Here is a 24,210-nt window from a genome sequence, read left to right on the forward strand (position 1 = left end):
GACATGCACGCACAGACGTACGAGACGACCACGCTTCCGTGGGCGATGCGCACCGATCACCTCGTCGGGTCGATGATCGACTCGTCGACCTCGCTGCTCGCCGCGCAGAAACACGACATCGTGCGCTTCGCCATGGGATCGCCCGCCGCCGAGGCGGTTCCGCACGCGGCGATGGCGGAGATCGCGGGCCGAGTCCTGACCGCAGATGCCTTCGACTATGGTGCGACGGAGGGTGATCCGGCTCTGATCGAGCAGCTGGTGGCCTTCTGCGACGCCTTCGGTGAACCGACGTCTCCCGATCGGTTGGTCATCACGTCGGGTGGCATGCAGGGGCTCGATCTCGCGTGCACGCTGTTCGTCGACCCCGGCGATCTGGTGATCGTCGAGAGTCCGACGTACACGAACGGCACCGCGACCGTGCTCAGCTACGGTGGCGACATCCTCGAGGCGCCGATGGATTCCGACGGGCTGATCGTCGAGGCGCTTCCCGAGTTGGTCGCCCGCGCGGGCCGACTGCCCACGATGATCTACACCATCCCGACGTTCCAGAATCCGTCCGGGACGACCATGTCGCTGCCGCGCCGACTGGCGCTCCTGGAACTCGCCCGCGAGTGGGGCGCCGTGGTGCTCGACGACGACCCCTACGGCCACCTCCGCTTCCAGGGATATCCGGTTCCGAGCCTGCGAGCGCTCGCTCCCGACGACCCGCTCGTATTCTCCGTGCGCACGTTCTCGAAGCTCATCGCCCCCGGTCTGCGCGTCGGGTGGGTGGACGCGGACCCCGCCGCTCGCCGGTTGATCATCAACGCGAAGCAGGCGATGGACACGTGCACCAACGTGCCGAACCAGCGGATCGTGGCCGAGTTCCTGCGACAGGGACTGCTCACCGAGCACCTGGCGTCCCTCGCGGACATCTACCTGCCCCGCAAGATCGCGATGCAGACGAGCCTGGAGCGGCACCTCGGTGGGAGGGTGCGCACCACCGATCCCGAGGGCGGCTTCTTCCTGTGGGTCACGCTGGTGGGTGACGATGCCGCAGTGGACACGCGGCGGCTGTTCGAGATCGCACTCGCGCACGGTGTCGCCTTCATCCCGGGTCCGGCGCTGTCCGCGAACGGCCTCTTCGGCGATGCGATGCGACTGTGCTTCGCGTCCTCGACGCCCGAGCGCATCAACGTCGGGGTGCAGCGGTTGGCGGGTGCGCTGGACGCGGCCCGAGCCGAACTGTGACGGCGGCCGATCTCCAGCAGGATCGCGCGTCGACCGACGTCGCGACGGTCGAGCGGATCACGAGAGCGCTGATCGACGCCGGTCCCGACGAGTCCGCCGTGGTGGCCGAGATCTGCCGCATCGCAGAGAGTCTCGGTCTGCAGACCGTCGTCACCGACGCGTCGCCGGGGCGGCCGAACGTCGAGGTGGTCCTTCCCGGCGAGCCCGGCCCGGGCCTGCTGTTCCTCGGGCACTCGGACGTGGTGCCCGCCGGGGAGGGCTGGACCGGGGACCCGTTCCGCTCGCGGGTGCACGACGGTCGGATCGTGGGACGCGGCGCCTGCGACATGAAAGGTGGTCTCGCCGCGGTACTCGCCGCGATGGGGTCACTGGCCCGGCGCGGTGTGGTCCCGGCGCGCACCGTGACACTCGCCTGCGTGGTGGACGAGGAGGACACGGGCCTGGGTATCCGGGCATGGGTGTCCGACCGTACCGACCAGACCGGCCGGCCTCCGGCCTTCAGGGTCGATGACGGCCGGCCTCCGGCCTTCACGGGATGCGTCGTGGCGGAACCCACGGCCGGCACCGTGATCGTCGGGTGCCGCGGAGCGGCGAACATCGTGCTCACCGTCACCGGTCGGAGCGCGCATGCCGGCCGGCCCGAGAACGGTCGCAGTGCCGTGGTCGCGGCGGCCCGCCTCGTGGGCGAGATCGACGGGCTGCACGCGGAACTGGCCACCGTGCCGCACCCGGTGCTCGGCGCCGCGTCGTGGAACGTCGGCCGGATCGACGGTGGGACCGGACCGTCGATCGTCGCGGGCCGCTGCCGGCTGGAGATCGATCGCCGCCTGCTGCCGGACGACGACGTGGACGCCGTCGTCGCGGACCTGCTCCGCCGGGCCGGCCTCGTCACGGATCTGGACGTCGACGCGTACGTCGAGATGGAGATGCCGGGATTCCTCACCGACGAGTCGAGCCCGCTCGTCGAGTCGGCGCTGGCGGCGCTGCGATCCACGGGTGCGCCGGACCCGTCGACCGCGGTGTGGACGGCGTCCTGCGACGGGGGGTTCGTCGCCCGTGACCTCGGAGTGCCCACCATCGTGCTGGGTCCCGGTGATCTCGAGGCGCAGGCCCATCAGCCCGACGAGTCCGTGGACCTGCTCGAGGTCGCTCGCCTCTCCCGGGCCTACGCTCGACTGATGACGGAGCAGCGACCGTGAGCCCCTCCCGCACGAACGGCGGAGCGAGGCCGATCATCACCGTCCTGCACGACGGACTCCTTCCCGACCGGGTGCAGGAACTCGACACCTCGTACGAGGTGCGGCATGCCACCGCCGACACGTTCGGCGATGCGGTCGACGGCGCGCGGGCGGTCCTGCTGTGGGACTTCTTCTCGTCGGCGCTCCGGGACCAGTGGTCGCGCTGCTCCGCACTCGAATGGGTGCACGTCGCCGCAGCAGGGGTGGACAAGCTGTTGTTCGACGACCTCGCGGCGTCCGACGTCGTCGTGACCAACGCGCGCGGGGTGTTCGACGTGCCGATCGCCGAGTTCGTGCTCGCGTCCGTGCTCGCTCTGGCGAAGGACGTGCGCGGCACCGTCGAACTCGGCCGGCAGGCGCGATGGTTGCGCCGGGAGACCGAGAACATCGCGGGGCGTCGAGCTCTGGTGATCGGCACGGGCAGTATCGGCCGGGCCACGGCGCGTATGTTGCGTGCCGTCGGTATGGACGTCGCCGGGGTCGGTCGGACGGCTCGCACGGGTGATGCGGATTTCGGAACCGTCCACGCCAGTGCGGATCTCGCGTCGGTGGTACCCGGCGCCGACTACCTCGTTCTCATCGCACCGCTGACACCGTCGACACGGGGCATGGTCGGCCGCGACGTGCTCGCGGCGGCCGATCCCGGGGTGCGCGTGATCAACGTGGGTCGTGGCGAACTGCTCGACACCGACGCGCTGGTCGACGCTCTGCGCAGCGGCCACGTCGGGGGAGCTGCCCTCGACGTGTTCGACACCGAGCCGCTGCCACCCGAGCACGTGCTGTGGACCCTCGACCACGTGCTGCTGACCGCACACATGAGCGGTGACACCGTGGGGTGGCGCGACCGGCTCTACTCCGGTTTCGCCGAGAATGCCGAACTATTCGCGGCCGGCCGACCGCTGCGCAACGTCGTCGACAAGTCCCTCGGGTTCGTCGCCGGGTGACCCGGTGACCGCGGGCGTCCGGTCGTATCCCTTGCGGTCGTAGATCGCGATCACCAGAGCGCCGAGGACCAGGCCGATGACGAGCCCGAGCAGCGTCATGCCGAGTCCGTGGGCGAGACCCGAGTTCCAGCGTGAGTCGAAGTAGAGGATCGAGCGCACGGCGAGATACACCTGATGCATCGGTTCGAATTGGGCGAGCCACCCGAAGAGCGCAGGTGACGCCTGGATCGGGATGGTGGCGCCGGCGGACGGCAGGCCCAGGATCACGAAGACGACGAGGTTGAGGATCAGCCCCGGAGTGCCGAAGATCGACAGCACCGACACCGCGGTGATCCCGACGGCCGAGATCGCCAGCACTCCGAAGAGCCACAGACCCAGCGCATTCGGGATCGGCATGCCCAGTGCGGTGGCGATCGCGACGTAGAGACCGGACACCACGAACCCGATCACCACCATCGTGAGCCATTTCGCGGCGAGCACGCGCAGGCGACTGTCGGTGGATCGGCGACGCTGCAGGAAGGTGGGGCCGAACTCGAGCGGCACGAAGCCGAGTGCGCCGTCGACGAGAGCGCTGGCGATCATCGCGCCGGTGAAGCCGGCGAGCACGAGCAGCAGGGCGTAGTAGAAGGCGGACAGCCCGAGCCCCGTGCCGTCCGGAAGTGGGTCGTAGGGAGTGACGACGATGTCGACCGGCGCACCCAGTGTGAGGGCCGCGGCCCCGGAGAGGGTGGCGCCCGCGGGCAGTGCCTCGGTCACTTGCGTCGTGAGTCGTTCTCCCAGAGTGCCGTTCGCGGAGTCGAGCGCCGTGTCGCCGATGGTGGTCATGAGGGAGGAACCGAGTGTGCCGGCACGCGGATTGGTCATGATCGTCACGATGGGTCGCTCGATGTCGCCCGCCACGACGGAGGCCTGCGTCAGGATCGACACTCGTTTGGTGAAGTCGCTCGGCACGACGATCGCGCCGTAGACGTCGCCGTTCGCGAGGAGGTTCTGCGCCTCCGCGATACCGACCTGCTTCAGATCGATCTTCTCCGCGTCGATGCCGTCCGCGATGCCCTGGCCGATCTGCTGCCCCAGGTTCGCCTGCTCACCGTTCGGCAGCACGTCGCCCTCGTCGCTGACCACCAGTGCCACCGGGAAGTGGCGGAGGTTCTCCTTGGGGTCGAGGATGCCGCCGAGGTACAGCGCCGCGAGCAGCGACATGACGACGGAGACCGCGACGACCGGCAGCACCCAGGTGGTGGGGCGCCGGAATGCGGGCGCAGCGGCTTCGGGGGACATGGCGGGCCTTCCGTCGGCAAGTTCGTGGCCGATACACATCTGTATCGTCTCGTTCGATACGATAGTGCATCATGGCGGCGACTTCAGGCAACGTGACCGCGAGAACAGGCAGGACCGCCACTCGCAGCAGAGCGCAGACTCGGGAGCGAGTGCTGGACGGCGCCCTCGAGGTGTTCGTCGAACGGGGTTTCGGGCGATCGACCCCGGAACAGATCTGCGAGCGAGCGGGATTCACTCGCGGAGCGTTCTACTCGAACTTCTCGTCGATGGACGAGGTCTTCCTCGAACTGTGGACGCGACAGGCGTCGGGACTGATCACGCGGGTACGCGGAGTGGTCGACGCCCTGGAGTACGACGCGTCCGACGGGCGGTCCTTCGAGCAGATCGTCGTGGCAGCGCTGAGCGGACTGGTCGGCGACGTGTCGTGGCACGTACTCATGGCGGAGTTCGGCGCTCACGCGGCGCGGAACCCGGGGCTGGCGGCCGTGGTGACCGGGCACCGGGCCGCGCTCCGTGACGCCCTGCGTCCCATGATCGTTCACGGTCTCGCGATCCACGGGCGTGAGGTGGCGGTGGACGACGACACCCTCGGTCGGGGTGTCGTCGCCGCCTACGAAGGAGCGATGGCCCAGGCGATGATCGAGCCGGCCAACCCGGTACCCGCGCGACTCGCCCTCGAGCTCGTGGCCGCGGTCATATGGTCGTTCTCGCGCGAGCGCTGACTCCGCACATGGTCGTTCTCGCGCGAGCGCTGACTCAGAACGCCCGCTCGTACTGCGGAGGTGTGGCCGGGGTGATGTCCGCGCCGAGCTCGCGTGCCGCACGACGGGCCCAGTAGGGGTCGCGCAGCAGTTCGCGCGCCAGGAACACGGCTACGGCCTCGCCGGACCCGATGATGTCCTCGGCCTGCTTGGGCTCGGTGATCAGTCCGACAGCGGCCGCGGGGATGCGCGTCTCGCTCTGGATGCGCCGGGCGAACGGCACCTGGTAGCCGGGTTCGACGGGGATGGACGCCTTCGCGACGTTGCCACCCGTGGAGACGTCGACGAGGTCGACACCGTGATCCTCGAGCTGCTGGGTGAGCAGAACGGTCTGGTCGGGCGTCCAGGCCTCGGAGTCGACGCCGCGCTCCTCGCCGGTCCAGTCGGTCGCGGACACGCGCACGAAGACGGGCTTGTCGGCCGGCCACACCTCGCGGATCGCGTCGACCACGCGCAGGGTCAGGCGGATACGACCCTCGAAGCTGCCGCCGTACTCGTCGGTCCGGTGGTTGCTGGCCGGGGACAGGAACTGGTGCAGCAGGTAACCGTGCGCCGCGTGCACCTCGGCCACGTCGAAACCGGCGGCCAGCGCGCGTACCGCGGCGGAGCGGAAGTCGTCGACGACCTTGTCGATGTCCGCGGTCGTCATCTCGCGCGGAGCCGGGTAGTGGCCGAACCCGACAGCGCTGGGTCCGACCGTCTCCCACGCGAGGGAGTCGTCCGCCGCCAGCGGCTTTCCGCCACGCCACGGTGCGTCGGTGGATGCCTTGCGACCTGCGTGGGCCAACTGGATCGCGGGCACACTGCCGTGCTGCCGGATCTCGGTGACCACCTCGGCCAACGCGTTCGCCTGCTGGTCGTTCCAGATGCCGAGGTCCCACGGCGTGATGCGGCCTTCCGGGCTCACCGACGCCGCCTCGGTCATCACCAGGCCGACGCCGCCGACGGCACGCGAGACGAGGTGAGTCCGGTGCCACGGTGTGACCGCGCCCGTCGAGGGTCCCTCCGCGTCCGCCGAGTACTGGCACATCGGCGACATCCACACCCGGTTGGGGAAGGTGACCTCACGCAGGGTCAAGGGCTCGAACAGCAGGCTCACAGTCATCTCCTCGTCTCGTCCGACACGCGCGCCGTCCACGACGACAGCGCTCAGGATGAACGAACAATTCGGCCGGGCGATCATTCCCGTCGTCCGGATCGTCCCGGGTGCGCTCGGGCGTACGGGCTGGTGGGAGCGTGACCTACCCTGGACGGCGTGACTGCCACCACCAGCGCCGAGGTGTCCACCCCCGATGCTCTCGAAGCGGACGTGCACGCCGCTGCTGCCCGCGCCCGGGTCGCCGCGCGCGCACTCGCTCTGCTGACGACCGCGCGCAAGGACGACGCGCTGCACGCCGCGGCGGACGCCGTCCTGGCCTCCGCCGACGCGATCCTCGCCGCCAACAGCGAGGACCTCGCACTCGCCGAGGCGTCCGGCACCCCGCCCTCGCAGCTCGACCGACTGCGGCTGACCCCCGACCGCATCGACGGCATCGCCGCCGGACTGCGCCAGGTGGCGTCTCTGCCGGATCCCGTCGGGGAGCTCCTCGAGGGTCGGACCCTGCCCAACGGACTCGAGATCCGGCAGCTCGCGGTGCCGCTCGGCGTCGTCGGCATGATCTACGAAGCCCGGCCCAACGTCACGGTCGACGCGTTCGGGCTCACTCTGAAGTCGGGCAACGCCGTCCTCCTGCGGGGGTCGTCCTCTGCCGCGCGATCGAACGCCGCGCTGGTGGGCGTTCTGCGGGCGGCCCTGTCGGCGCTGGACCTTCCCGCCGACGCTGTCCAACTCCTGTCCAGCGAGGATCGCGCGACGGTCACGCACCTCATCCGGGCTCGCGGACTCGTCGACGTCGTCATCCCGCGCGGTGGGGCCGGCCTCATCTCGGCGGTGGTGCGCGACGCGACGGTGCCCACCATCGAGACCGGTGTCGGCAACTGCCACGTCTACGTGCACGCGTCCGCGGACCTCGACATGGCCGAGCGCATCCTGCTCAACGCGAAGACACGTCGAGTGAGCGTGTGCAACGCCGCGGAGACGGTGCTGATCGACGCCGCCGTGGCCGACGTGGCGGTGCCGCGTCTGGTGCAGGCGTTGTCGGACAACGGCGTACGTGTCCACGGCGATCTGCCCGGTCTCGTTCCGGCCACCGAGAACGACTGGGCCGACGAGTACCTGTCCGACGACATCGCCCTCGCCGTCGTCGACGACCTGGATGCCGCCGTCGCGCACATCGACAGGTACGGCACGGGACACACCGAGGCGATCGTGGCATCGGATCTCGCTGCCACCCGGGCGTTCTCGGCTCGGGTGGACGCAGCGGCCGTCATGGTCAACGCCTCCACCGCGTTCACCGACGGTGAGCAGTTCGGCTTCGGAGCCGAGATCGGCATCTCCACCCAGAAGCTCCACGCCCGCGGCCCCATGGGGCTGCGGGAACTCACCTCGACCAAGTGGATCGTGCAGGGCGACGGGCACATTCGGCCGGCCTGACCCGCTCCACCACACTCGAATCACCGACTGTCTCGAACCATCCGAAGGGCCCGGCGTGACGCAGACGTACTCCGACATCGTTCCGTTCTTCTCCGACGTCGACGACGTGGCGACCCGCCTCGCCGCCACGGGGTACCTCGCCGACAAGGCGACCGCCACGGCGGTGTTCCTCGCCGATCGTCTGGGCAAGCCGCTGCTCATCGAGGGCCCGGCAGGCGTCGGCAAGACGGAGTTGGCTCGCGCCGTCTCGCAGGCCGCGGGAGCCGAACTGGTCCGCCTGCAGTGCTATGAGGGCGTCGACGAGGCGCGGGCGCTGTACGAGTGGAACCACGCGAAGCAGATCCTGCGCATCCAGTCGAGTTCCGGCGCGGGGTGGGACGAGACACGCCACGACGTGTTCTCCGAGGAGTTCCTGCTGTCGCGGCCCCTGCTCACGGCGATCCGTCGATCGGATCCCACCGTGCTGCTGATCGACGAGACCGACAAGGCGGACATCGAGATCGAGGGCCTGCTCCTCGAGGTGCTCAGCGACTTCGCGATCACCGTGCCGGAGCTCGGCACCATCTCGGCGACCAGGCGGCCGTTCACGGTGCTGACCTCCAACGCGACACGCGAGTTGTCGGAGGCGCTGAAGCGTCGCTGCCTGTTCCTGCATCTCGACTTCCCGGACGCCGACCTGGAGCGGCGCATCCTGGCCAGCCGGGTCCCGGAGCTGCCGGAGGCGATGGCCGAGCAGATGGTGCGCATCGTGCAGGTGTTGCGGGACATGCAGTTGCAGAAGCTGCCGTCGGTCGCCGAGACCATCGACTGGGGCCGCACCCTGCTGGCTCTGGGCATGGACGAGGTGAGCGACGCGGCCGTGCGGTCGACGCTCGGCGTCATTCTCAAGCACCGCTCCGATCAGGACCGCGCCGTCGCCGAACTCCGACTCGGCTGACCCGTGACCGGGACGGTGGACATCTCCGGCATCCCCGCACACCTGGTGGGGTTCGTGGAGGCGCTGCGTCGCCGCGGTATCGACGTCGGCCCGTCGGAGACGGTCGACGCGGGCGCGGTGCTGGCCGTTCTCGACATCCTCGATCGGGAGGTGGTGCGGGAGGGTCTCGCGTGCGCGCTGGTGCGCAGACCCGGCCATCGCCCCGCGTTCGACGCGCTCTTCGATCTGTGGTTCCCGGCCGCGATCGGTGCGCGGACCGCCGACGAGGAGAACACGGTCGGCCCGCCTCTCGCCGAGGACGGCACCGTCGATCTCGACGCTCTGAAACACGTGCTGGCGGAGCTGCTCGCGGACGGTTCCGCGGAGGCCATGGCGCAGGTCGAGCGCCTGGTGGGCGACATCGTCGAGACCTACGGCAAGTACAGCTCCAGCCGCGGCGAGTCGTTCTCGGAGTACCAGACGCTGCGCACGGTGGAGCCGTCGACGCTGCTGGCGAAGATTCTCGACGGACTGATCGGCCGCTCCAGCGGTCCCGGTGCACCCACGACCGGCGAGTTCGAGTCCGAACTGGCCCGTCGGACGGCCGCGGTCCGCATCGCGGAGTTCCGGTCGATGATCGAGAAGGAGACCCGTCGCCGCACCGCCGAGGTGCTGGGCAAGGAACGGGTGGCGTCCTACGGCGTCCCGCGCCTGGCCGAGGACGTCGACTTTCTCCGCGCGTCCGAGTCGGAACTGGCGGCCCTCCGCAAGAACGTCGCTCCGTTGGCGCGGCTCCTGGCGAGCCGACTGGCGGCCCGTCGACGGCGGTCGCGAGCGGGGTCGATCGACCTGCGGCGCACCCTGCGCAAGTCCTTGTCGACGGGCGGCGTCCCCATCGACCTGGTCAACCGCAAGCCCCGTACCGCGCGGCCCGAACTGGTGATCTTCTGCGACGTCTCGGGATCGGTCGCCGGCTTCAGCCAGTTCACCCTGCTGCTCGTGCACACGTTGCGCGAACAGTTCTCCCGAGTGCGTGTCTTCGCGTTCATCGACACCGCCGACGAGGTGACCCGGTTCTTCGACGCCTCGGCCGGACGCGCGTCGCTCGCCGAGTCGATGTCGCGCATGATCGCGGAGTCGGAGCTGATCACCTACGACGGCCATTCCGACTACGGCCACTCCTTCGAGACCTTCACCGCGCATCACCTCGATGCCATCGGTCCTCGGGCGTCGTTGTTGATCCTGGGCGATGCCCGCACCAACTACCGCGATCCGCGCACCGAGTCCCTCGCCCGCATGGTCACCATCGCCCGGCACGCGCACTGGCTCAACCCCGAGCCGAAGGCGCAGTGGGGGACCGGCGACTCGGCCGCCGACGTCTATCGGCGGGTGATCTCGATGCACGAGTGCCGGTCGGCGGCGCAACTGGCCGAGGTCGTGTCGCGGCTCCTGCCCACGGGATCCTGACGTCTCTCGGTTCGGCCGAATCCTCTGTTCGGGGCAGGTCCACGTAGAGTCGTCACTCGTGCAGGAACCGACGACGCCGCCCGAGGGCCGACGCCCGCGACGTCTCGGCGTCATGGGTGGCACGTTCGACCCCATTCACCATGGGCACCTCGTGGCCGCCAGTGAGGTCGCCGACCGGTTCCAGCTCGACGAGGTCGTCTTCGTTCCCACCGGCCAGCCCTGGCAGAAGCAGGACCGGACGGTGAGCCCGGCGGAGGACCGCTACCTCATGACGGTCGTCGCCACCGCGTCGAACCCTCGCTTCTCGGTCAGCCGCGTCGACCTCGACCGTGCCAAGCCGACGTACACCGTCGACACGCTTCGCGATCTCGCCGACCAGCATCCCGGTGACCAGTTGTTCTTCATCACCGGGGCCGATGCTCTCAGCAGCATCATCGGGTGGCAGAACTGGCAGGAACTGTTCGAGCTGGCCCGCTTCGTCGGCGTGTCCCGCCCCGGGTACGAACTGGGTGCCGACCATCTGGCCGAGTACCTCGATCGGTTGCCGAAGGACGTCCTGACCCTCGTGGAGATCCCGGCTCTGGCCATCTCGTCCACGGAATGTCGACGGCGTGCCGCCGAGAACCGTCCCGTCTGGTACCTCGTGCCGGACGGCGTCGTCCAGTACATCTCGAAGCGGGACCTGTACCGACCCGCCGGGGAGGAGCGTCACGACGGCATCGCGACCGTCTCCGAGCCCGCACCCCAGCACACCGGCACTTCCGCCACCACCGCATCAGCCCTACCAGGAGAGAACACCACGTGAGCGCTACACCCGAGGCCATCAGGGTCGCCAGCATCGCCGCACTCGCGGCGGACGAGAAGCTCGCCGCCGACGTCATGGCCCTCGACGTCTCCGACCAGCTGGTCATCACCGACTGCTTCGTCATCGCGTCGGCACCCAACGAGCGCCAGGTCAACGCCATCGTCGAGAACATCGAGGAGAAGCTCCGCGAGGCGGGCAGCCAGCCCGTTCGTCGTGAGGGCACCCGCGAGGGCCGATGGGCACTGCTCGACTACGTCGACGTGGTCGTCCACGTGCTCCACAACGACGAGCGTCACTTCTACGCCCTCGAGCGTCTGTGGAAGGACTGCCCGGTCCTCGAGATCGAGGGTCTCGGAGCCACGGACACCTCGACGCAGTACGGCACCGACGATCACGGTGTCGACGACGCCCTGGACCACGGTGTCGATCGCGTCACCGAACCGGACGAGTGACGTCCGTTCGTCGGTTGGTGCTGCTCCGGCACGGTCAGACCGAGTACAACGCGGCCTCGCGCATGCAGGGTCATCTCGACACCGACCTGACCGAGCTGGGTCGCACACAGGCCGAGGTCGCCGCTCGAGCGTTGGCATTGCTGCAGCCACACCGCATCGTCTCGTCCGATCTGCGACGGGCACACGACACGGCGACCGCGCTGTCGACGGCCACGGGTGTTCCCGTCGAGCTCGACGAGCGGCTCCGCGAGACGCACCTCGGTGACTGGCAGGGGCTGACGCACCTCGACGTCGACGACGTCTCACCCGGCGTCCGCGAATCATGGCGCGCCGACGCCGCGTTCCGTCCGCCGGGCGGCGAGTCGCGCGTGGACGTCGCCGAGCGCTCGATGCCGCTGATCCAGGAGCTGCTGAAGGACCCGGAGTGGACCACGGCGCCCGTCGTCGTGGTCGCCCACGGTGGAACCATCGCCGCGCTCACGGCCGCACTGCTCGATCTGCCGGTCGACCGGTGGCCGGTGCTCGGGGGACTGGGCAACGCCAGCTGGGTGCAGGTCGCCGGACACGGAACGGACGACGTCTCCTGGCGCCTGGACGTGTGGAACGCGACGGCCGCCGTGGCGGGTGACGTTCTCTGATGTCCGAGGCGGATCGCCCGGTCCTGCTCGTCCTCGCGGACTCGCTCGCGTACTACGGTCCCGAGGGCGGACTGCCGGCCGACCATCCCCGCATCTGGCCCACCCTCGTCGCGCGCGAACTGGGCTGGGACGTCGAGCTCGTCGGCCGCATCGGCTGGACCTGCCGCGACGCCTGGTGGGCACTCACCCAGGATCCCCGTGTGTGGGCGTCGATACCGCGTGCCGGGGCGGTGGTCCTCGCGACCGGCGGGATGGACTCGTTGCCGTCACCTCTGCCGACGGCCCTGCGGGAGCAGATCCGCTACGTCCGACCGCCCATCCTGCGGCGCGGTGTGCGCGCCGCCTACGGGTGGCTGCAGCCGCGGCTCTCACACCTGGGCCGTCCGGTGGCCCTGCCGCCGCATCTGAGTGTCGACTACCTCGAGCAGATCCGCGCCGCCCTCGCGGCAGTGCGTCCGGAGATACCCGTCATCGCGACGCTCCCGTCGGTGCATCGATGCGACGCCTACGGACGAGTGCACACCGGCCGCGAACCAGCGGTGCGCGCGACTACGGCGTGGGCGGTGGGACACGATCTCCCGCTCGTCGACCTCAAGGCGGCCGTCGAGGAGAACATCGTGTCCGGGAACGCGAATCCCGATGGTATTCACTGGGGTTGGGACGCACACGTGCGCGTGGCCGAGTCCGTCGTCGCTGCCGTGCGCGCCTCCGCCCGCATCTGATCCACAGGGTCGTGGCCGTCCACAGATGAGCCCGGCGGCGGCTCGTCTCGTCCTGGCCCGGGCCTACCGTCGCGGGCATGGCACCCGAGATCGCTGCTCCCGAGCCGGCCGACCCCGACGGCGGCCGGTCCGACGCCCTGCATCGCCGCGCGGGTCTCGTCGGCTCGCGCTTCCGGATCGATCCGGGGTCCCGCGGTGTCCGTGCCCTTGCCGTGGCCGCCGTCCTTCTCGTGGGCGCCGTGGGGGCAGTGGTGATGCGAGGTTCTCCGCAGGTCACCGCGGTGCCGCCGCTTCCCCCTCTGATCACCGAGTCCGAGACGCCGACGACGTCGGCACCGGAATCCGCGGGAGTCGTGGTCAGCGTGCTCGGCGCTGTGATGCGCCCGGGACTCGTCACCGTTCCCGCCGAGTCCCGCATCGCCGATGTCGTCGCGGCCGCGGGTGGGCGCCGGGACGACGCGGACCTCTTCGGGCTCAACTGGGCGGCGAAGGTGTCGGACGGTGACCAGGTGGTGGTGGGGTCGACGACGGGGTCGGTACCGCTCGCTCCGGCGCCCGTGTCCGTGGCCGGTGAGGGGTCGTCCGATGCAGGCGGGAAGGCCCCGGGTCTGGTGTCGCTGAACGAGGCGACGGAGGCGGAGCTCGATGCCCTGCCCGGTGTCGGTCCGGTGACCGCGGGCGCGATCGTGCAGTGGCGCACCGAGAACGGCGGCTTCACGTCCGTCGATCAGCTGTCCGAGGTGAGCGGCGTCGGCCCCGCTCGGCTCGAGAAGCTGACGCCCCTGGTCACGGTGTGACCGACGTACCGGCCGTGGATCTGCGGCTCGTCCCGAGTGCGGTGGGGGCCTGGGCTGCGACCGTGGTGGCCGTCGGCGCGGGGTGGCGGCCCGCGGCAGTGCTGGCCGCGGTGTGCGTTCTCGTGGCGGTCGTCGGCTGGTGGTGCCGGCGTCGGCACGGCTGGGGATCGGTGGTGATGCTCGTCGTCGTGGCGGCCTGCTGCGTCACCGCGGCGTTCGCGGCGATGTCGTCCCTGCGGATGCACGAGGTGACGACGGGCCCGGTCCGCGAGGGCGCGCTGCGCGGTGCGTACGCGACGGTCGAGGGCGTCGTCACGGACGATCCACGTCCGATCACGGGCTCGTTCGCGGATCAGGTGCTCGTGCCGATACGAGCGAGCCGAGTGACGCTGCGCGGCACCGTCGTCGCTGGGTCGGCCCGGATCACCGTGTTCGCGCCCCCGGATCCGTGGCGGGCACTGGAACCGGGTGTGTCGGTGACGTTTCGGGCGCGGCTCGCGGCTCCCGATCGTGTGGGCGCGGTGGATGCCGTCGCACGTGCCACCGGGCCACCCGAGGTGGGGAGCGCGCCGGCCCTGCTCCGGTGGTCGGGCGTGGTGCGACGTGCTCTCGCGGAGGCCGCTGCCATCGCTCTGCCACGTGAGGAGGCGGGGCTGCTCCCCGGGATGGTGGTGGGGGACAGGTCGGGACTCGACGTCTCCGTCCAGGACTCGTTCACGGCGGCCGGTATGTCCCACCTGACCGCTGTGTCGGGTGCGAACTTCACCTTCGTCGTCGGGTGTGTCGTCCTCGGCTCTCGGCTGCTCTCGGCCGGGCCTCGAACCACCGCGGCGCTCGCGGGAATCGTCCTCGTCGCGTTCGTCGTGGTGGCGAGACCGTCACCCAGCGTCCTGCGTGCGGCGGTCATGGGTGTGCTGGGTCTGCTGGCGGTGATGACCGGCCGCCGTCGCCATGTGATGCCGGCCCTGTGCACCGCGGTGCTGGTGCTGCTGGCCGTCGATCCGGGACTGGCGGTGTCGTGGGGGTTCGCGCTGTCGGTGACCGCGACGGTCGCTCTCGTGCTGCTCGCCCCGGTGCTGACGGCGATGGTGAGCCGCGCCGACGCACCGCCCGGTCGCCGACGTCCGGTGCTCGACGCCGTGGCCGTGGCGCTGGCGGCGCACCTGGTGACCGCACCGCTGGTCGCCGCCATGGCTGGAACGTTCTCCGTCTACTCGGTGGCGGCGAACGTGCTCGCCGCACCCGTCGTCGGGCCGGTCACCGTGATCGGCGCGCTGGCGGCCGTGGTGGCCGTCGTGAGCGTGGAGGCCGGGGCTGTCGTCGCCGGGGTGGCGTGGGTGCCGCTGCGGTGGTTGCTGGCCGTGGCCGCGTACACGGCGGACGCTCCCGGTGCGACGGTGCTCACTCCGACCGGGCCTCGGGGCGCCGCCGTCGTCGGGGGATGTGTCCTCGTCGCGGCGGGCGCGGCGGTGCTGGTCCGGCGTCGGTGGCTGTCGGCCCACCGTGGCACCATCGACCGGTGAGTTCGACAGCGAGCAGCACCCGTCCCGAGCCCCTGCACCTCGTCCTGGGCGACGAGGAGCTCCTCGTCGAGCGTGCGGTGTCGTCCATCGTGGCCGCGATGCGCGCGGCAACGGTGGGGGCCGGGGCCGAGGTGCCGGTCGACCGTCTGCGGGCGGGGGACACGACGGTCGCCGAGCTCGCGGAACTGCTCAGCCCCTCCCTCTTCGCCGAGGATCGCGTGGTCGTCTTCGAGGCGGCCGCGGAGGCCGGTAAGGACGCCATGACGCTGGTTCTCGACGCCGCGGCGACGCCGGTGGACGGTGTGGTCCTGATCGTTCTGCACTCGGGTGGAGGCCGGGCCAAGGCCATGGTGGGGGCGCTGCAGAAGTCCGGTGCCGTGGTCCACGAGTGCGCGAGGCTGTCCAAGGCGGCGGAGCGCGTCGACTTCGTGCGGGCCGAGTTCCGCTCCCATTCGGAGACACGCGTCGCTCCCGACGCCATCGCCGCACTCGTCGACGCGGTGGGGTCGGATCTCCGCGAACTGGCCGCCGCGTGCTCGCAACTGGTGTCGGACACGGCGGGGAAGGTCGATGTCGCGGCCGTCCGCCGCTACTACTCGGGCCGTGCGGAGGTCACGGGCTTCGACATCGCCGACAAGGCCGTGTCGGGTGACCGCGCCGGCGCCCTCGAGGCACTGCGGTGGGCGATGTTGGGCGGCACACCGCACGTGCTGCTCGCGGACGCACTGGCCGAGGCCGTTCACACGGTGGCGCGGGTCGGTTCGGCGGGCCGCGGCGATCCGTTCCGGATGGCGTCCGAACTGGGGATGCCGCCGTGGAAGATCAAGAAGGCGCAGGCGCAGGCCCGCATGTGGAATCCGCAGCGCATCGCCGAGGCACTGCAGGTGGTGGCCGCGCTCAACGCGGACGTCAAGGGCCAGGCCGCCGATGCGGACTACGCGGTGGAACGCGCCGTGAACGTGGTGGCGGGGCTGAGTTCGCGCTGACAGCGCCGCCCGGGCACACGACTACGCCCCGGGCATCGTGCTCGCCCGGGGCGTAGTGCTGACAAGCTACTGCACAGGAACTCTCGAGAAGAACTGCACAGGGACTCTCGAGAGGAGCCGCGAGGGCTCGGGAGAGATCAGAGCTTGTTGAAGGCCAGCGACAGTGCCGACTTCTTGTTGGCAGCCTGGTTCTTGTGGATGACGCCCTTGCTGGCTGCCTTGTCGAGCTTGCGGCTCGCAGTCAGCAGGATCTCCTCGGCCTTGGCCTTGTCGCCGGCTTCGGTCGCCTCACGGAAGGAGCGAATCACGGTGCGGAGCGACGACTTCACCGACTGGTTGCGCAGGCGCTGACGCTCGTTTGTAGCGATTCGCTTCACCTGGGACTTGATGTTGGCCACGCGTAATTATCCTTCGTCTCTTCTCGGTCCGGGACGGCTGACTCCGGGGAACACTCTCGAGCCGTACGTGCAGTGCTTGTGAAAGCTGGTGACGGTGGGTGCGCACGAGCGTGCCCACGTCCGACGTACGAGACTACCAGCGTCGGTCCGGTAACCCAATTCGGTGATCTCGCTGCAGGGAGTCGGTGTGCACGTGACTCGTGAGGTTGCATGGAATTAACGTGTCCACCGTGCTCCAGGGGTACCTGTGAGGCAGCATGGCGACCATGAGTCCCCGATCAAGCGCTGCACCACAGGCGAAGAAGAGCCGTTCGCAGTCGCAGTCCTCGTCCGGGCCGAGCGTCTTCGACGGTTACCGGGACATCGGGAAGTACGGACTGGCGTTCGACGAGATGTTCGACGGCGACGGCGGGCTGCGTGGACCGTACAAGGGAATCCACAAGGCGCTCGCGCCGTCGGACGCCGCGGAACTGGACGCCCGCTCGGACGCCCTCGGCCGCGCCTTCGTCGATCAGGGCATCACGTTCGCACTCGAGGGTCAGGAGCGTCCGTTCCCTCTCGACCAGGTGCCCCGGGTCATCGCGGCGTCCGAGTGGAACAAGCTCGAGCGCGGGATCAAGCAGCGGGTCAAGGCACTCGAGTTCTTCCTGGCGGACATCTACGGGGAGCAGGAGATCCTGCGCGACGGCGTGGTCCCGAAGTCTCTGGTGACGTCGTGCGAACACTTCCACCGCGAGGCGTTCGGCATCGTGCCGCCCAATGGTGTGCGCATCCACGTCGCCGGTATCGACCTGATCCGTGACGCCGAGGGCACGTTCCGTGTCCTCGAGGACAACCTGCGCTCGCCGTCGGGGGTCTCGTACGTGATGGAGAACCGCCGCACCATGGCGCGCGTGTTCCCCGACCTGTTCGCCAGCCACCGGGTGCGTGCGGTCGGTGACTACGCCACGCACCTGCTGCGCGCCCTGCGTGCCGCTGCCGCGATCAACGAGGCGGACCCCACCGTCGTCGTCCTCACACCCGGCGTCGCGAACTCTGCGTACTTCGAGCACTCCCTCCTCGCCCGGCTGATGGGCGTCGAGCTGGTCGAGGGCCGCGACCTCTTCTGCCGCGACAACGTCGTCTACATGCGCACCACCGAGGGCGAGCGCCAGGTCGACGTGATCTACCGCCGCATCGACGACGATTACCTCGACCCCATGCAGTTCCGACCCGACTCCGTTCTCGGTGTGGCCGGGCTGGTCAACGCTGCACGTGCCGGCAACGTCGTCATCTCCAGCGCCATCGGCAACGGTGTCGGCGACGACAAGCTCACCTACACGTACGTGCCGACCATCATCGAGTACTACCTCGGCGAGAAGCCGCTCCTGGCCAATGTCGACACGTACCGGTGCTGGCTGCCGGACGAGTGCGAGGAGGTGCTCGACCGTGTCGACGAATTGGTGATCAAGCCCGTCGAGGGCTCCGGCGGATACGGCATCGTGTTCGGTCCGGACGCGTCGCCCAAGGAACTGGCCACGATCAGCAAGAAGATCCGGGCCGATCCGCGCGGATGGATCGCGCAGCCGGTGGTGCAACTGTCGACGGTGCCCACCAAGATCGGTGACCAGCTCGCACCGCGGCACGTCGACCTGCGGCCCTTCGCCGTGAACGACGGCGACGACGTGTGGGTGCTGCCCGGCGGTCTGACCCGCGTGGCGTTGCCCGAAGGCTCCCTGGTGGTCAACTCGAGCCAGGGCGGCGGCAGCAAGGACACGTGGGTGCTGGCCGGCCGCGCCACCAAGGAGGACGAGCGTGAGCTCGGCGGGGCGGAGATCGTGTCCGAACCCCCGTCGTCACCCACCGCGGAGCAGGGCCCCGAGCTCAACAGCCAGCAGATTCAACAGCAGCAGCAACAGCTGACCCACTCCCCGAAGGACGGTGCCCGCTGATGTTGGCTCGTAACGCCGAATCGCTGTACTGGATCGGCCGCTACGTCGAACGCGCCGACGACACCGCGCGCATCCTCGACGTCACGGTGCACCAGCTGCTCGAGGACGCGACCGTCGATCCCGACCACACCTCCCGAGTGTTGCTGCGGGTGTTGGGGTTCGAGCTCCCCGACGAGCGCCTGGACGTGTGGTCGTTGACGGAACTCGTCGCGTTTTCCCGCGAGGGCAACGGCTCCATCGTCGACTCGTTGTCGAGCGCCCGCGAGAACGCTCGCGGCGCACGCGAGGTCACCTCGAGCGAGATGTGGGAATGTCTCAACACGACGTACAACGCACTGGGTGAACGCATTCGAGCGTCGAAGCGTCTGGGCCCCCACGAGTTCCTGGGGTTCATCGAGGAGCGCGCCGCGATGTTCGCCGGGCTCGCCGACTCGACGCTCAGCCGCGACGACGGCTACCGGTTCCTGCTGCTCGGTCGCTCCGTGGAACGCATCGACATGACCGTCCGCCTGCTGCTCGCCCGTGCCGGCGACCGACCGTCGTCGCCGGCGTGGGTCACGGTGCTGCGGTCGGCCGGTGCACACGACACGTATCTGCGTACCTACCGTGGCGCTCTCGACGCTCAACGCGTCCTGGAGTTCATGCTCCTCGACCGGCTGTTCCCGCGCTCGGTGTTCTACGCACTGAGCGAGGCCGAACACTCGCTCGACAGCCTCGACCATCACCCCGACATGCGCGTCGGATCCCGTGCCGAGGCGCAGCGACTTCTCGGCCGCGCTCGCAGTGAACTCGAGTTCCTGCAGCCGGGTGTTCTGCTGGAGGACCTGCAGGACCGTCTGATGTCGTTGCAGGAGACCTGCCGCGAGGTGGGTGAGGCGATCTCCAAGCAGTACTTCCACGCAGCGCCCTGGGTCGCCTGGACGGACGCCGGAAGCCGAACGGACGAAGCACAATTGGAGGGTGAACTGTGAGCTGGCGGATGCGCGTCGTGCACACCACGGGGTACAACTACGACGCACCGGTCACGTCCTCGTACAACGAGGCGCGACTGACGCCGCGGAGCGACAACCGGCAGAACGTCATTCTGAACCGTGTCGAGACCGATCCGGCGACGAGGTCGTACCGGTACACCGACTACTGGGGCACCGCGGTCACGGCGTTCGATCTGCACGCTCCGCACACGTCCCTCGAGGTGGCCGGGTCCTCCGTCGTCGAGACGGACGCGTTCGTCCCGCCGGAGGAGACCCTCGACTGGGAGGACCTGGCCGCAGACCCCGTGGTGGACAGGTTCAACGAACTGCTCGGCCACAGCACCTACGTCCCTCGGAACCGTCAGCTGACGTCCGTCGCGAAGAAGTTGGCGAAGGATCTGGGGCCCTACGACGCCGTGGTGGCCGTCTGCGACTGGGTGAACCAGGAGATGTCGTACGTTCCCGGCACCACCGGGGTGCACACGTCCGCGGTGGAGGCGTGGGCCGAGAAGAAGGGCGTCTGCCAGGACTACGCACACCTCACGCTGGTGTTGCTCCGCAGTATCGGCATTCCTGCCCGTTACGTCTCGGGCTACCTGCACCCGAATGCCGAAGCGGTGGTCGGTGATTCGGTCGAGGGTCAGTCACACGCGTGGATCGAGGCGTGGACCGGATCGTGGTGGGGCTACGACCCGACCAACGGTGTGCCGGTGAACGAACAGCACGTCTCGGTGGGAATCGGACGCGACTACGCCGACGTGCCACCCCTCAAGGGAATCTTCTCCGGTGGCGGGTCCACGGAACTCGACGTCGTCGTGGAGATCACCCGGCTGGCCTGACGCCCGATCCGCCCAACAGCGAGCGCGTCAGTCTCTGACGCTCGTCCACGCAGGCGGTGAGCACCGCGGCGACGTCGTCGTCGGTGATCACCGTCGTGTGCCCGTCGGCGCCATGGTCGTCGCGTTCGATCGCGGCCACCACGGTGCGGCGCACGAGTTCTCGGACGTACGAGGCCGTTCCACCCTCGGTCGCCTCCACCAGCGGTGTGAGATCGGCTGCCACGTCCACGGCCGACAGGTAGAGCCGTGCCAACCGTTCGCGACCGCGGGTGTCGGGCAACGGGATCTCGACCGCGAGGTCGATACGGCCGGGCCGGTCCCGGACCGCTCTTTCGATGGAGTCCGGTCTGTTGGTGGTCAAGACGAACGTGACGTCCGCGTCGCCGTCCATGCCGTCCATCGCATCGAGCAAGGCGAACAGGAGCGAGTTCACACCTGTTTCCTCGCGCTCCCGGGCGATGAGATCGACGTCCTCGACCACCACGACCGACGGGCTCAGGCGGCGTGCAAGGGTGGTGGCCTCGGCGATGTGGCGCATCGCGGACCCGGTGAGCACGATGACCGTGCTGTCCGGCACGAGTCCGAGCAGGTGGCGGACCGTGTGGGTCTTGCCGGTTCCGGGTGGGCCGTACAGGAGTATGCCGCGACCCACGTGTTGGCCCGCTTCACGTAGTCGTGCTGCCGAGGACCCGACGGTGACGAGATGGCGAGTCATCGCCTCGAGGGTGCCGTCGGGAAGGATCAGATCCTCCGCCGCGATGGCCGGTCTGGGGAGGAAGCCGACGAGGCCGTTGCCCCGTCCACCGCCCCCTCCCAGGGCCAGGACCTGCCCGCGCATGACGTCGTGGTCGGTCATGAGCGAGAGGAGGGCGTCCAGCGTGCTCGCACCGGCGTCTCGATCGCCGGACAGCACCTCGATCTGGAGTGGAGCCTGGTGGGCCGGGTCGGGGATATGGAGCGCGACCGCCACGGCGATCCCGCCGGGGGAGTGGGTGTCGAGCAGCCCGAACACCGGGACGGACATCGTAGACGCGGGACCGACGTCCACCGACCGGTACTCGACCGGTGCGCCGCGACAACTGCCACCGCGACGGCAGGAACTCAGCATGGCGACGAGATCGTCGCGGTACCGCTCGTGGCCACGAACCGACGACCACCGTTGTGCCGCACATGATGTCGACTCCTCCGGGCGGTCATCGGCATAGGCCTCGACGGCGAGGACGAGGGTCGCGGCCTGATAGGCGGGGAGTGAGCGGCGATGCGAGATCACCGCATCCGGAGGCGCCGCCAGGTGCGAGAAGATGTGCAGCGCAGGCTCGTCGAGCGGACCGGTGTCGAGTGCCCGGGCGCGATGGGAGAGATGGGACAGGGCTCCGCTGACGATGTCGAGGGAGTCCGGGAAATGCGTGAGGGTCACAGTGAACGCACTACCAGTGCGGATGGTTCGAAGGAATGTGACGCAGGATGTGGCGCCCGTGAGAAAGGGGAAGAGGGGGGCGGAGAATCACATCCGCACGGTCACGGTAGCACCGCGGCATGGATGTGCGCCAGAGCCGGCCGCGGTTCCGGCCCTCGCGGCGTCCGGGCGTTGGTGATTCACTGGAGACCATGTCGGCCACCGGATGGTTCCTCGTCGCCCTGATCGTTCTCGTCGCCGCCGTTCTCGCGTTCCGACTTCTCGGACGCGCCGCATCCGGCAGGCCCACGACCTCCGGCGAGGTCGGAACGGTCGGGTTGGACGACGGTGCTCGCGCCGAGATTCATCGACTGCTGGCCGCCGACAAGAAGATTCAGGCGATCAAGGTCTATCGGGAACGAACTGGCGCCGGACTGCGCGACGCGAAGGTGGCGGTCGAGTCCCTCGAACGCGGTGAGTCCCTCACGCCGGGCCCGGTGCAGTGGGACGACCTCGTTCCACGCCTCACGGCACTGAAGAACGAGGGACAGGCGATCGCCGCGATCAAGTTGCTCCGCGAGCGGACCGGGTTGTCGCTGCTCGAGGCCAAGAACGCCGTCGATCGACTGTGATCCGAGTTCAGTGCCAGGAGAAGTCGGAGCGCAGGCGCTGTGCCACCAGGTCGAAACGATCACGGGGGAGGACGGCTCCCTCTCGTCGGATCCCGCCCTCGGGAACGTCGAGCACGCGATCGAGACGGACCCAACTCGGGCGTCCTTGCGCGTCCCACGGCCCGCCGCCGAGGCCGAGCCAGTCACGGTCGCCGTCGTGCTTGCTCTGACTCGAGAGCATGAGGCCGAGCAGAGTGGAACCGTCGCGGCCGACCACGAGCACCGGTCGATCCTTGCCCTGCGACGGATCCTCCTCGTAGGCCACCCACGTCCACACGACCTCGCCCGGGTCCGCGGCGCCGTCCAGCGCGGGGGAGTACTCGATGCGCCGTGCGCGCATGGCGGTGGGAACCGAGGTCGACGTCACGGGCCGTCCCGACGGTGCTCCGGTGGGTGACGTGTCACCGGCACCGGACGCGCCGATGCGTGAACCCAACGACTGCGCCACCTTGTCGAGGGCGCCGGACCGCTGCAGCTGCCGGAACAGGCGCGGGCCTTCCGCCACTGCGAGTCGTCCCAGTTTCTTGCCGATCGACGCCAGAGTTGCCATGCCGACCAGGCTACCGAGACCCGAGGACGTAGCTCACCACCGTGAGTGAGGTTCGGCTACCCTAAGTCCGATTTCGGGAGATTCCCGATGTGAAAGAGGGTTGTCGTGAGGCGTGGAAGTGTCGGACGTGTGGGTTACCGCACGGTGGTGGCCGTCGGACTGAGTGTCCTGGCGCTGGTGTCGGCGTGCTCGTCCGACACCGAGAGCGGATCGACCGAGGGGTCGGTGACCGTGACTCACGCCTACGGCGAGACCGTCGTGCCGGCCGATCCGCAGCGTGTGGTCTCGGTCGGACTGACCGAGCAGGACACCCTGCTGGCTCTCGGCGTCGTTCCCGTCGGTGTCACGGAGTGGTACGGAGAGCAGCCGGACGCGACGTGGCCCTGGGCTCACGATCTGCTGGGTGACGCCCGGCCCGAGGTGCTCACCCAGGACGACGGCATCCAGTTCGAGAAGGTCACCGCCCTCGAACCCGACCTCATCATCGGCACCAACGCCGGCATGACGCAGGACGACTACACCCGGTTGAGCGCCATCGCCCCGACCATCGCCCACAGCGACGTCGATTCCCCCTACTTCGAGCCGTGGGATCAGCAGACCCGCACCATCGGAGCCGCGCTCGGCAAGCCCGACGAGGCGGAGGCGCTCGTCGAGAACGTCCGCACCCGGTACCGAGAGGCCGCCGAGGCCCACCCCGAGTTCGCGGGGAAGAAGGCCGTCCTCCTGCAGAACGCGATCTACGACGGCAACGCCATCGCCTATCAGGACGGTCTGAGCACCGACTTCCTCACCTCGCTCGGGTTCGAGATCCCGTCCGAGCTCGATGCCTTCGTCCAGGAGGAGGACGCCCAGGCGTACATCCCGTTGGAGAACCTCTCCGTGCTCGACACCGCCGACGTGCTGCTCTGGGCCACCGAGTCCCCGGAGGACCGCGCGACCCTCGAGGCCGACCCGGTCTACTCGTCGTTGCAGGAGGTGCGGGAGAACAGGCTCGTCTTCACCGACGCGATCACGGCCGGCGCCATCTACTTCACCTCGCCGCTGAGCCTGCCGTACCTGCTCGACTCGCTCGTACCGGCATTCGAGAGCACCCTCGCGGGTGCCGGAGCGGCCACCACCACGGCCCCCGCCTGACCCCTCCGGCCTGCCCGCCCCACCTGC

Annotated in this window: 24 protein-coding genes; 19 read left to right on the forward strand and 5 right to left on the reverse strand. The window is 69.4% G+C overall.

Annotation, left to right across the window (positions count from 1 at the left end):
• The first annotated feature begins 3 nt into the window (after positions 1–3).
• From HQ308_RS16440 to HQ308_RS16450, 3 genes are read left to right on the forward strand one after another with little or no spacing between them, the layout of a single operon-like run.
• The gene (locus HQ308_RS16440; RefSeq protein WP_261776225.1) at positions 4–1,230 is read left to right on the forward strand and encodes a PLP-dependent aminotransferase family protein; all 1,227 of its coding nucleotides are present in this window, start codon (positions 4–6) and stop codon (positions 1,228–1,230) included.
• The gene (locus tag HQ308_RS16445; RefSeq protein WP_222647199.1) at positions 1,227–2,429 is read left to right on the forward strand and encodes a M20 family metallopeptidase; all 1,203 of its coding nucleotides are present in this window, start codon (positions 1,227–1,229) and stop codon (positions 2,427–2,429) included. The genes HQ308_RS16440 and HQ308_RS16445 overlap by 4 nt, the downstream gene beginning before the upstream one ends.
• Positions 2,426–3,412, forward strand: coding sequence for a D-2-hydroxyacid dehydrogenase (locus HQ308_RS16450; protein WP_222647200.1), 987 nt, complete (start codon positions 2,426–2,428; stop codon positions 3,410–3,412). The genes HQ308_RS16445 and HQ308_RS16450 overlap by 4 nt, the downstream gene beginning before the upstream one ends.
• Here the strand turns inward: HQ308_RS16450 and HQ308_RS16455 are convergent.
• On the reverse strand, positions 3,347–4,693 hold the full coding sequence (locus tag HQ308_RS16455) for a DUF3533 domain-containing protein (protein WP_222647202.1): 1,347 nt from the start codon (positions 4,691–4,693) through the stop codon (positions 3,347–3,349). The genes HQ308_RS16450 and HQ308_RS16455 overlap by 66 nt on opposite strands.
• A gap of 71 nt (positions 4,694–4,764) precedes the next feature.
• Between HQ308_RS16455 and HQ308_RS16460 the strand changes: the two genes are divergently transcribed.
• Positions 4,765–5,415 (forward strand): TetR/AcrR family transcriptional regulator, encoded by a 651-nt coding sequence (locus HQ308_RS16460; protein ID WP_222647204.1) that lies wholly within the window; start codon positions 4,765–4,767, stop codon positions 5,413–5,415.
• Positions 5,416–5,449: 34 nt separating this feature from the next.
• On the opposite strand, the gene HQ308_RS16465 is transcribed toward HQ308_RS16460, so the two are convergent.
• Complete coding sequence (locus HQ308_RS16465; protein WP_222647308.1) at positions 5,450–6,553, reverse strand: NADH:flavin oxidoreductase/NADH oxidase; 1,104 nt, start codon at positions 6,551–6,553, stop codon at positions 5,450–5,452.
• A 156-nt stretch (positions 6,554–6,709) separates the two neighbouring features.
• Here HQ308_RS16465 and HQ308_RS16470 point away from each other — a divergent pair, with 156 nt between their 5' ends.
• The 10 genes from HQ308_RS16470 to holA all read left to right on the forward strand — a co-directional run bounded on the left by HQ308_RS16470 (position 6,710) and on the right by holA (position 16,293).
• Positions 6,710–7,987, forward strand: coding sequence for a glutamate-5-semialdehyde dehydrogenase (locus HQ308_RS16470; RefSeq protein ID WP_222638430.1), 1,278 nt, complete (start codon positions 6,710–6,712; stop codon positions 7,985–7,987).
• A 19-nt stretch (positions 7,988–8,006) separates the two neighbouring features.
• Positions 8,007–8,924, forward strand: a complete 918-nt coding sequence (locus HQ308_RS16475) for a MoxR family ATPase (RefSeq protein ID WP_222638596.1) — start codon at positions 8,007–8,009, stop codon at positions 8,922–8,924.
• Positions 8,925–8,927: 3 nt separating this feature from the next.
• Positions 8,928–10,370, forward strand: a complete 1,443-nt coding sequence (locus HQ308_RS16480) for a VWA domain-containing protein (RefSeq protein WP_222647206.1) — start codon at positions 8,928–8,930, stop codon at positions 10,368–10,370.
• 58 nt (positions 10,371–10,428) lie between these two features.
• Complete coding sequence (gene nadD, locus HQ308_RS16485) at positions 10,429–11,175, forward strand: nicotinate-nucleotide adenylyltransferase (protein ID WP_268788579.1); 747 nt, start codon at positions 10,429–10,431, stop codon at positions 11,173–11,175.
• Entirely contained in the window at positions 11,172–11,627 is a 456-nt protein-coding gene (gene rsfS / locus HQ308_RS16490; RefSeq protein WP_051613344.1) for a ribosome silencing factor, read from the forward strand. The genes nadD and rsfS overlap by 4 nt, the downstream gene beginning before the upstream one ends.
• Positions 11,624–12,265: a histidine phosphatase family protein gene (locus tag HQ308_RS16495; RefSeq protein ID WP_222630364.1), complete on the forward strand. Its 642-nt coding sequence runs from the start codon at positions 11,624–11,626 to the stop codon at positions 12,263–12,265. The genes rsfS and HQ308_RS16495 overlap by 4 nt, the downstream gene beginning before the upstream one ends.
• Positions 12,265–12,987: a diglucosylglycerate octanoyltransferase gene (octT, locus tag HQ308_RS16500; RefSeq protein WP_222630366.1), complete on the forward strand. Its 723-nt coding sequence runs from the start codon at positions 12,265–12,267 to the stop codon at positions 12,985–12,987. Before HQ308_RS16495 ends, octT begins: the two co-directional genes overlap by 1 nt.
• A gap of 77 nt (positions 12,988–13,064) precedes the next feature.
• Positions 13,065–13,784 carry a ComEA family DNA-binding protein gene (locus HQ308_RS16505; RefSeq protein WP_222647208.1) on the forward strand — a complete coding sequence of 240 codons (720 nt, stop codon included), beginning with the start codon at positions 13,065–13,067 and terminating at the stop codon, positions 13,782–13,784.
• Positions 13,781–15,307 (forward strand): ComEC/Rec2 family competence protein, encoded by a 1,527-nt coding sequence (locus HQ308_RS22975; protein WP_222647210.1) that lies wholly within the window; start codon positions 13,781–13,783, stop codon positions 15,305–15,307. The genes HQ308_RS16505 and HQ308_RS22975 overlap by 4 nt, the downstream gene beginning before the upstream one ends.
• Positions 15,304–16,293 carry a DNA polymerase III subunit delta gene (holA, locus tag HQ308_RS16515; RefSeq protein WP_308115797.1) on the forward strand — a complete coding sequence of 330 codons (990 nt, stop codon included), beginning with the start codon at positions 15,304–15,306 and terminating at the stop codon, positions 16,291–16,293. The genes HQ308_RS22975 and holA overlap by 4 nt, the downstream gene beginning before the upstream one ends.
• Before the next feature lie 137 nt (positions 16,294–16,430).
• Here the strand turns inward: holA and rpsT are convergent, their stop codons facing one another.
• Positions 16,431–16,691: a 30S ribosomal protein S20 gene (gene rpsT / locus HQ308_RS16520; protein ID WP_027505700.1), complete on the reverse strand. Its 261-nt coding sequence runs from the start codon at positions 16,689–16,691 to the stop codon at positions 16,431–16,433.
• Positions 16,692–16,957: 266 nt separating this feature from the next.
• Here rpsT and HQ308_RS16525 point away from each other — a divergent pair, with 266 nt between their 5' ends.
• Genes HQ308_RS16525 through HQ308_RS16535 form a run of 3 tightly spaced genes read left to right on the forward strand, consistent with a single transcriptional unit; the run spans position 16,958 to position 20,432 of the window.
• Positions 16,958–18,622 carry a circularly permuted type 2 ATP-grasp protein gene (locus HQ308_RS16525; protein WP_197027785.1) on the forward strand — a complete coding sequence of 555 codons (1,665 nt, stop codon included), beginning with the start codon at positions 16,958–16,960 and terminating at the stop codon, positions 18,620–18,622.
• Positions 18,622–19,593 (forward strand): alpha-E domain-containing protein, encoded by a 972-nt coding sequence (locus HQ308_RS16530; RefSeq protein ID WP_027505702.1) that lies wholly within the window; start codon positions 18,622–18,624, stop codon positions 19,591–19,593. The genes HQ308_RS16525 and HQ308_RS16530 overlap by 1 nt, the downstream gene beginning before the upstream one ends.
• 8 nt (positions 19,594–19,601) lie before the next feature.
• Positions 19,602–20,432 carry a transglutaminase family protein gene (locus HQ308_RS16535; RefSeq protein ID WP_081821251.1) on the forward strand — a complete coding sequence of 277 codons (831 nt, stop codon included), beginning with the start codon at positions 19,602–19,604 and terminating at the stop codon, positions 20,430–20,432.
• Here the strand turns inward: HQ308_RS16535 and HQ308_RS22980 are convergent.
• Positions 20,416–21,849: an ATP-binding protein gene (locus HQ308_RS22980; RefSeq protein WP_222647214.1), complete on the reverse strand. Its 1,434-nt coding sequence runs from the start codon at positions 21,847–21,849 to the stop codon at positions 20,416–20,418. The genes HQ308_RS16535 and HQ308_RS22980 overlap by 17 nt on opposite strands.
• A 191-nt stretch (positions 21,850–22,040) precedes the next feature.
• Between HQ308_RS22980 and HQ308_RS22985 the strand changes: the two genes are divergently transcribed.
• Positions 22,041–22,460, forward strand: a complete 420-nt coding sequence (locus tag HQ308_RS22985; RefSeq protein ID WP_222647215.1) for a hypothetical protein — start codon at positions 22,041–22,043, stop codon at positions 22,458–22,460.
• A 7-nt stretch (positions 22,461–22,467) separates the two neighbouring features.
• On the opposite strand, the gene HQ308_RS16550 is transcribed toward HQ308_RS22985, so the two are convergent.
• Positions 22,468–23,049: a type II toxin-antitoxin system PemK/MazF family toxin gene (locus tag HQ308_RS16550; RefSeq protein ID WP_222647217.1), complete on the reverse strand. Its 582-nt coding sequence runs from the start codon at positions 23,047–23,049 to the stop codon at positions 22,468–22,470.
• Between the two features lie 129 nt (positions 23,050–23,178).
• On the opposite strand from HQ308_RS16550, the gene HQ308_RS16555 reads away from it, so the two are divergent.
• Positions 23,179–24,183: an iron-siderophore ABC transporter substrate-binding protein gene (locus tag HQ308_RS16555; RefSeq protein WP_051613348.1), complete on the forward strand. Its 1,005-nt coding sequence runs from the start codon at positions 23,179–23,181 to the stop codon at positions 24,181–24,183.
• Positions 24,184–24,210: the final 27 nt, after the last annotated feature.

It is taken from the genome of Rhodococcus sp. BP-241, from assembly GCF_019836145.1.
Taxonomy (GTDB): domain Bacteria; phylum Actinomycetota; class Actinomycetes; order Mycobacteriales; family Mycobacteriaceae; genus Rhodococcoides.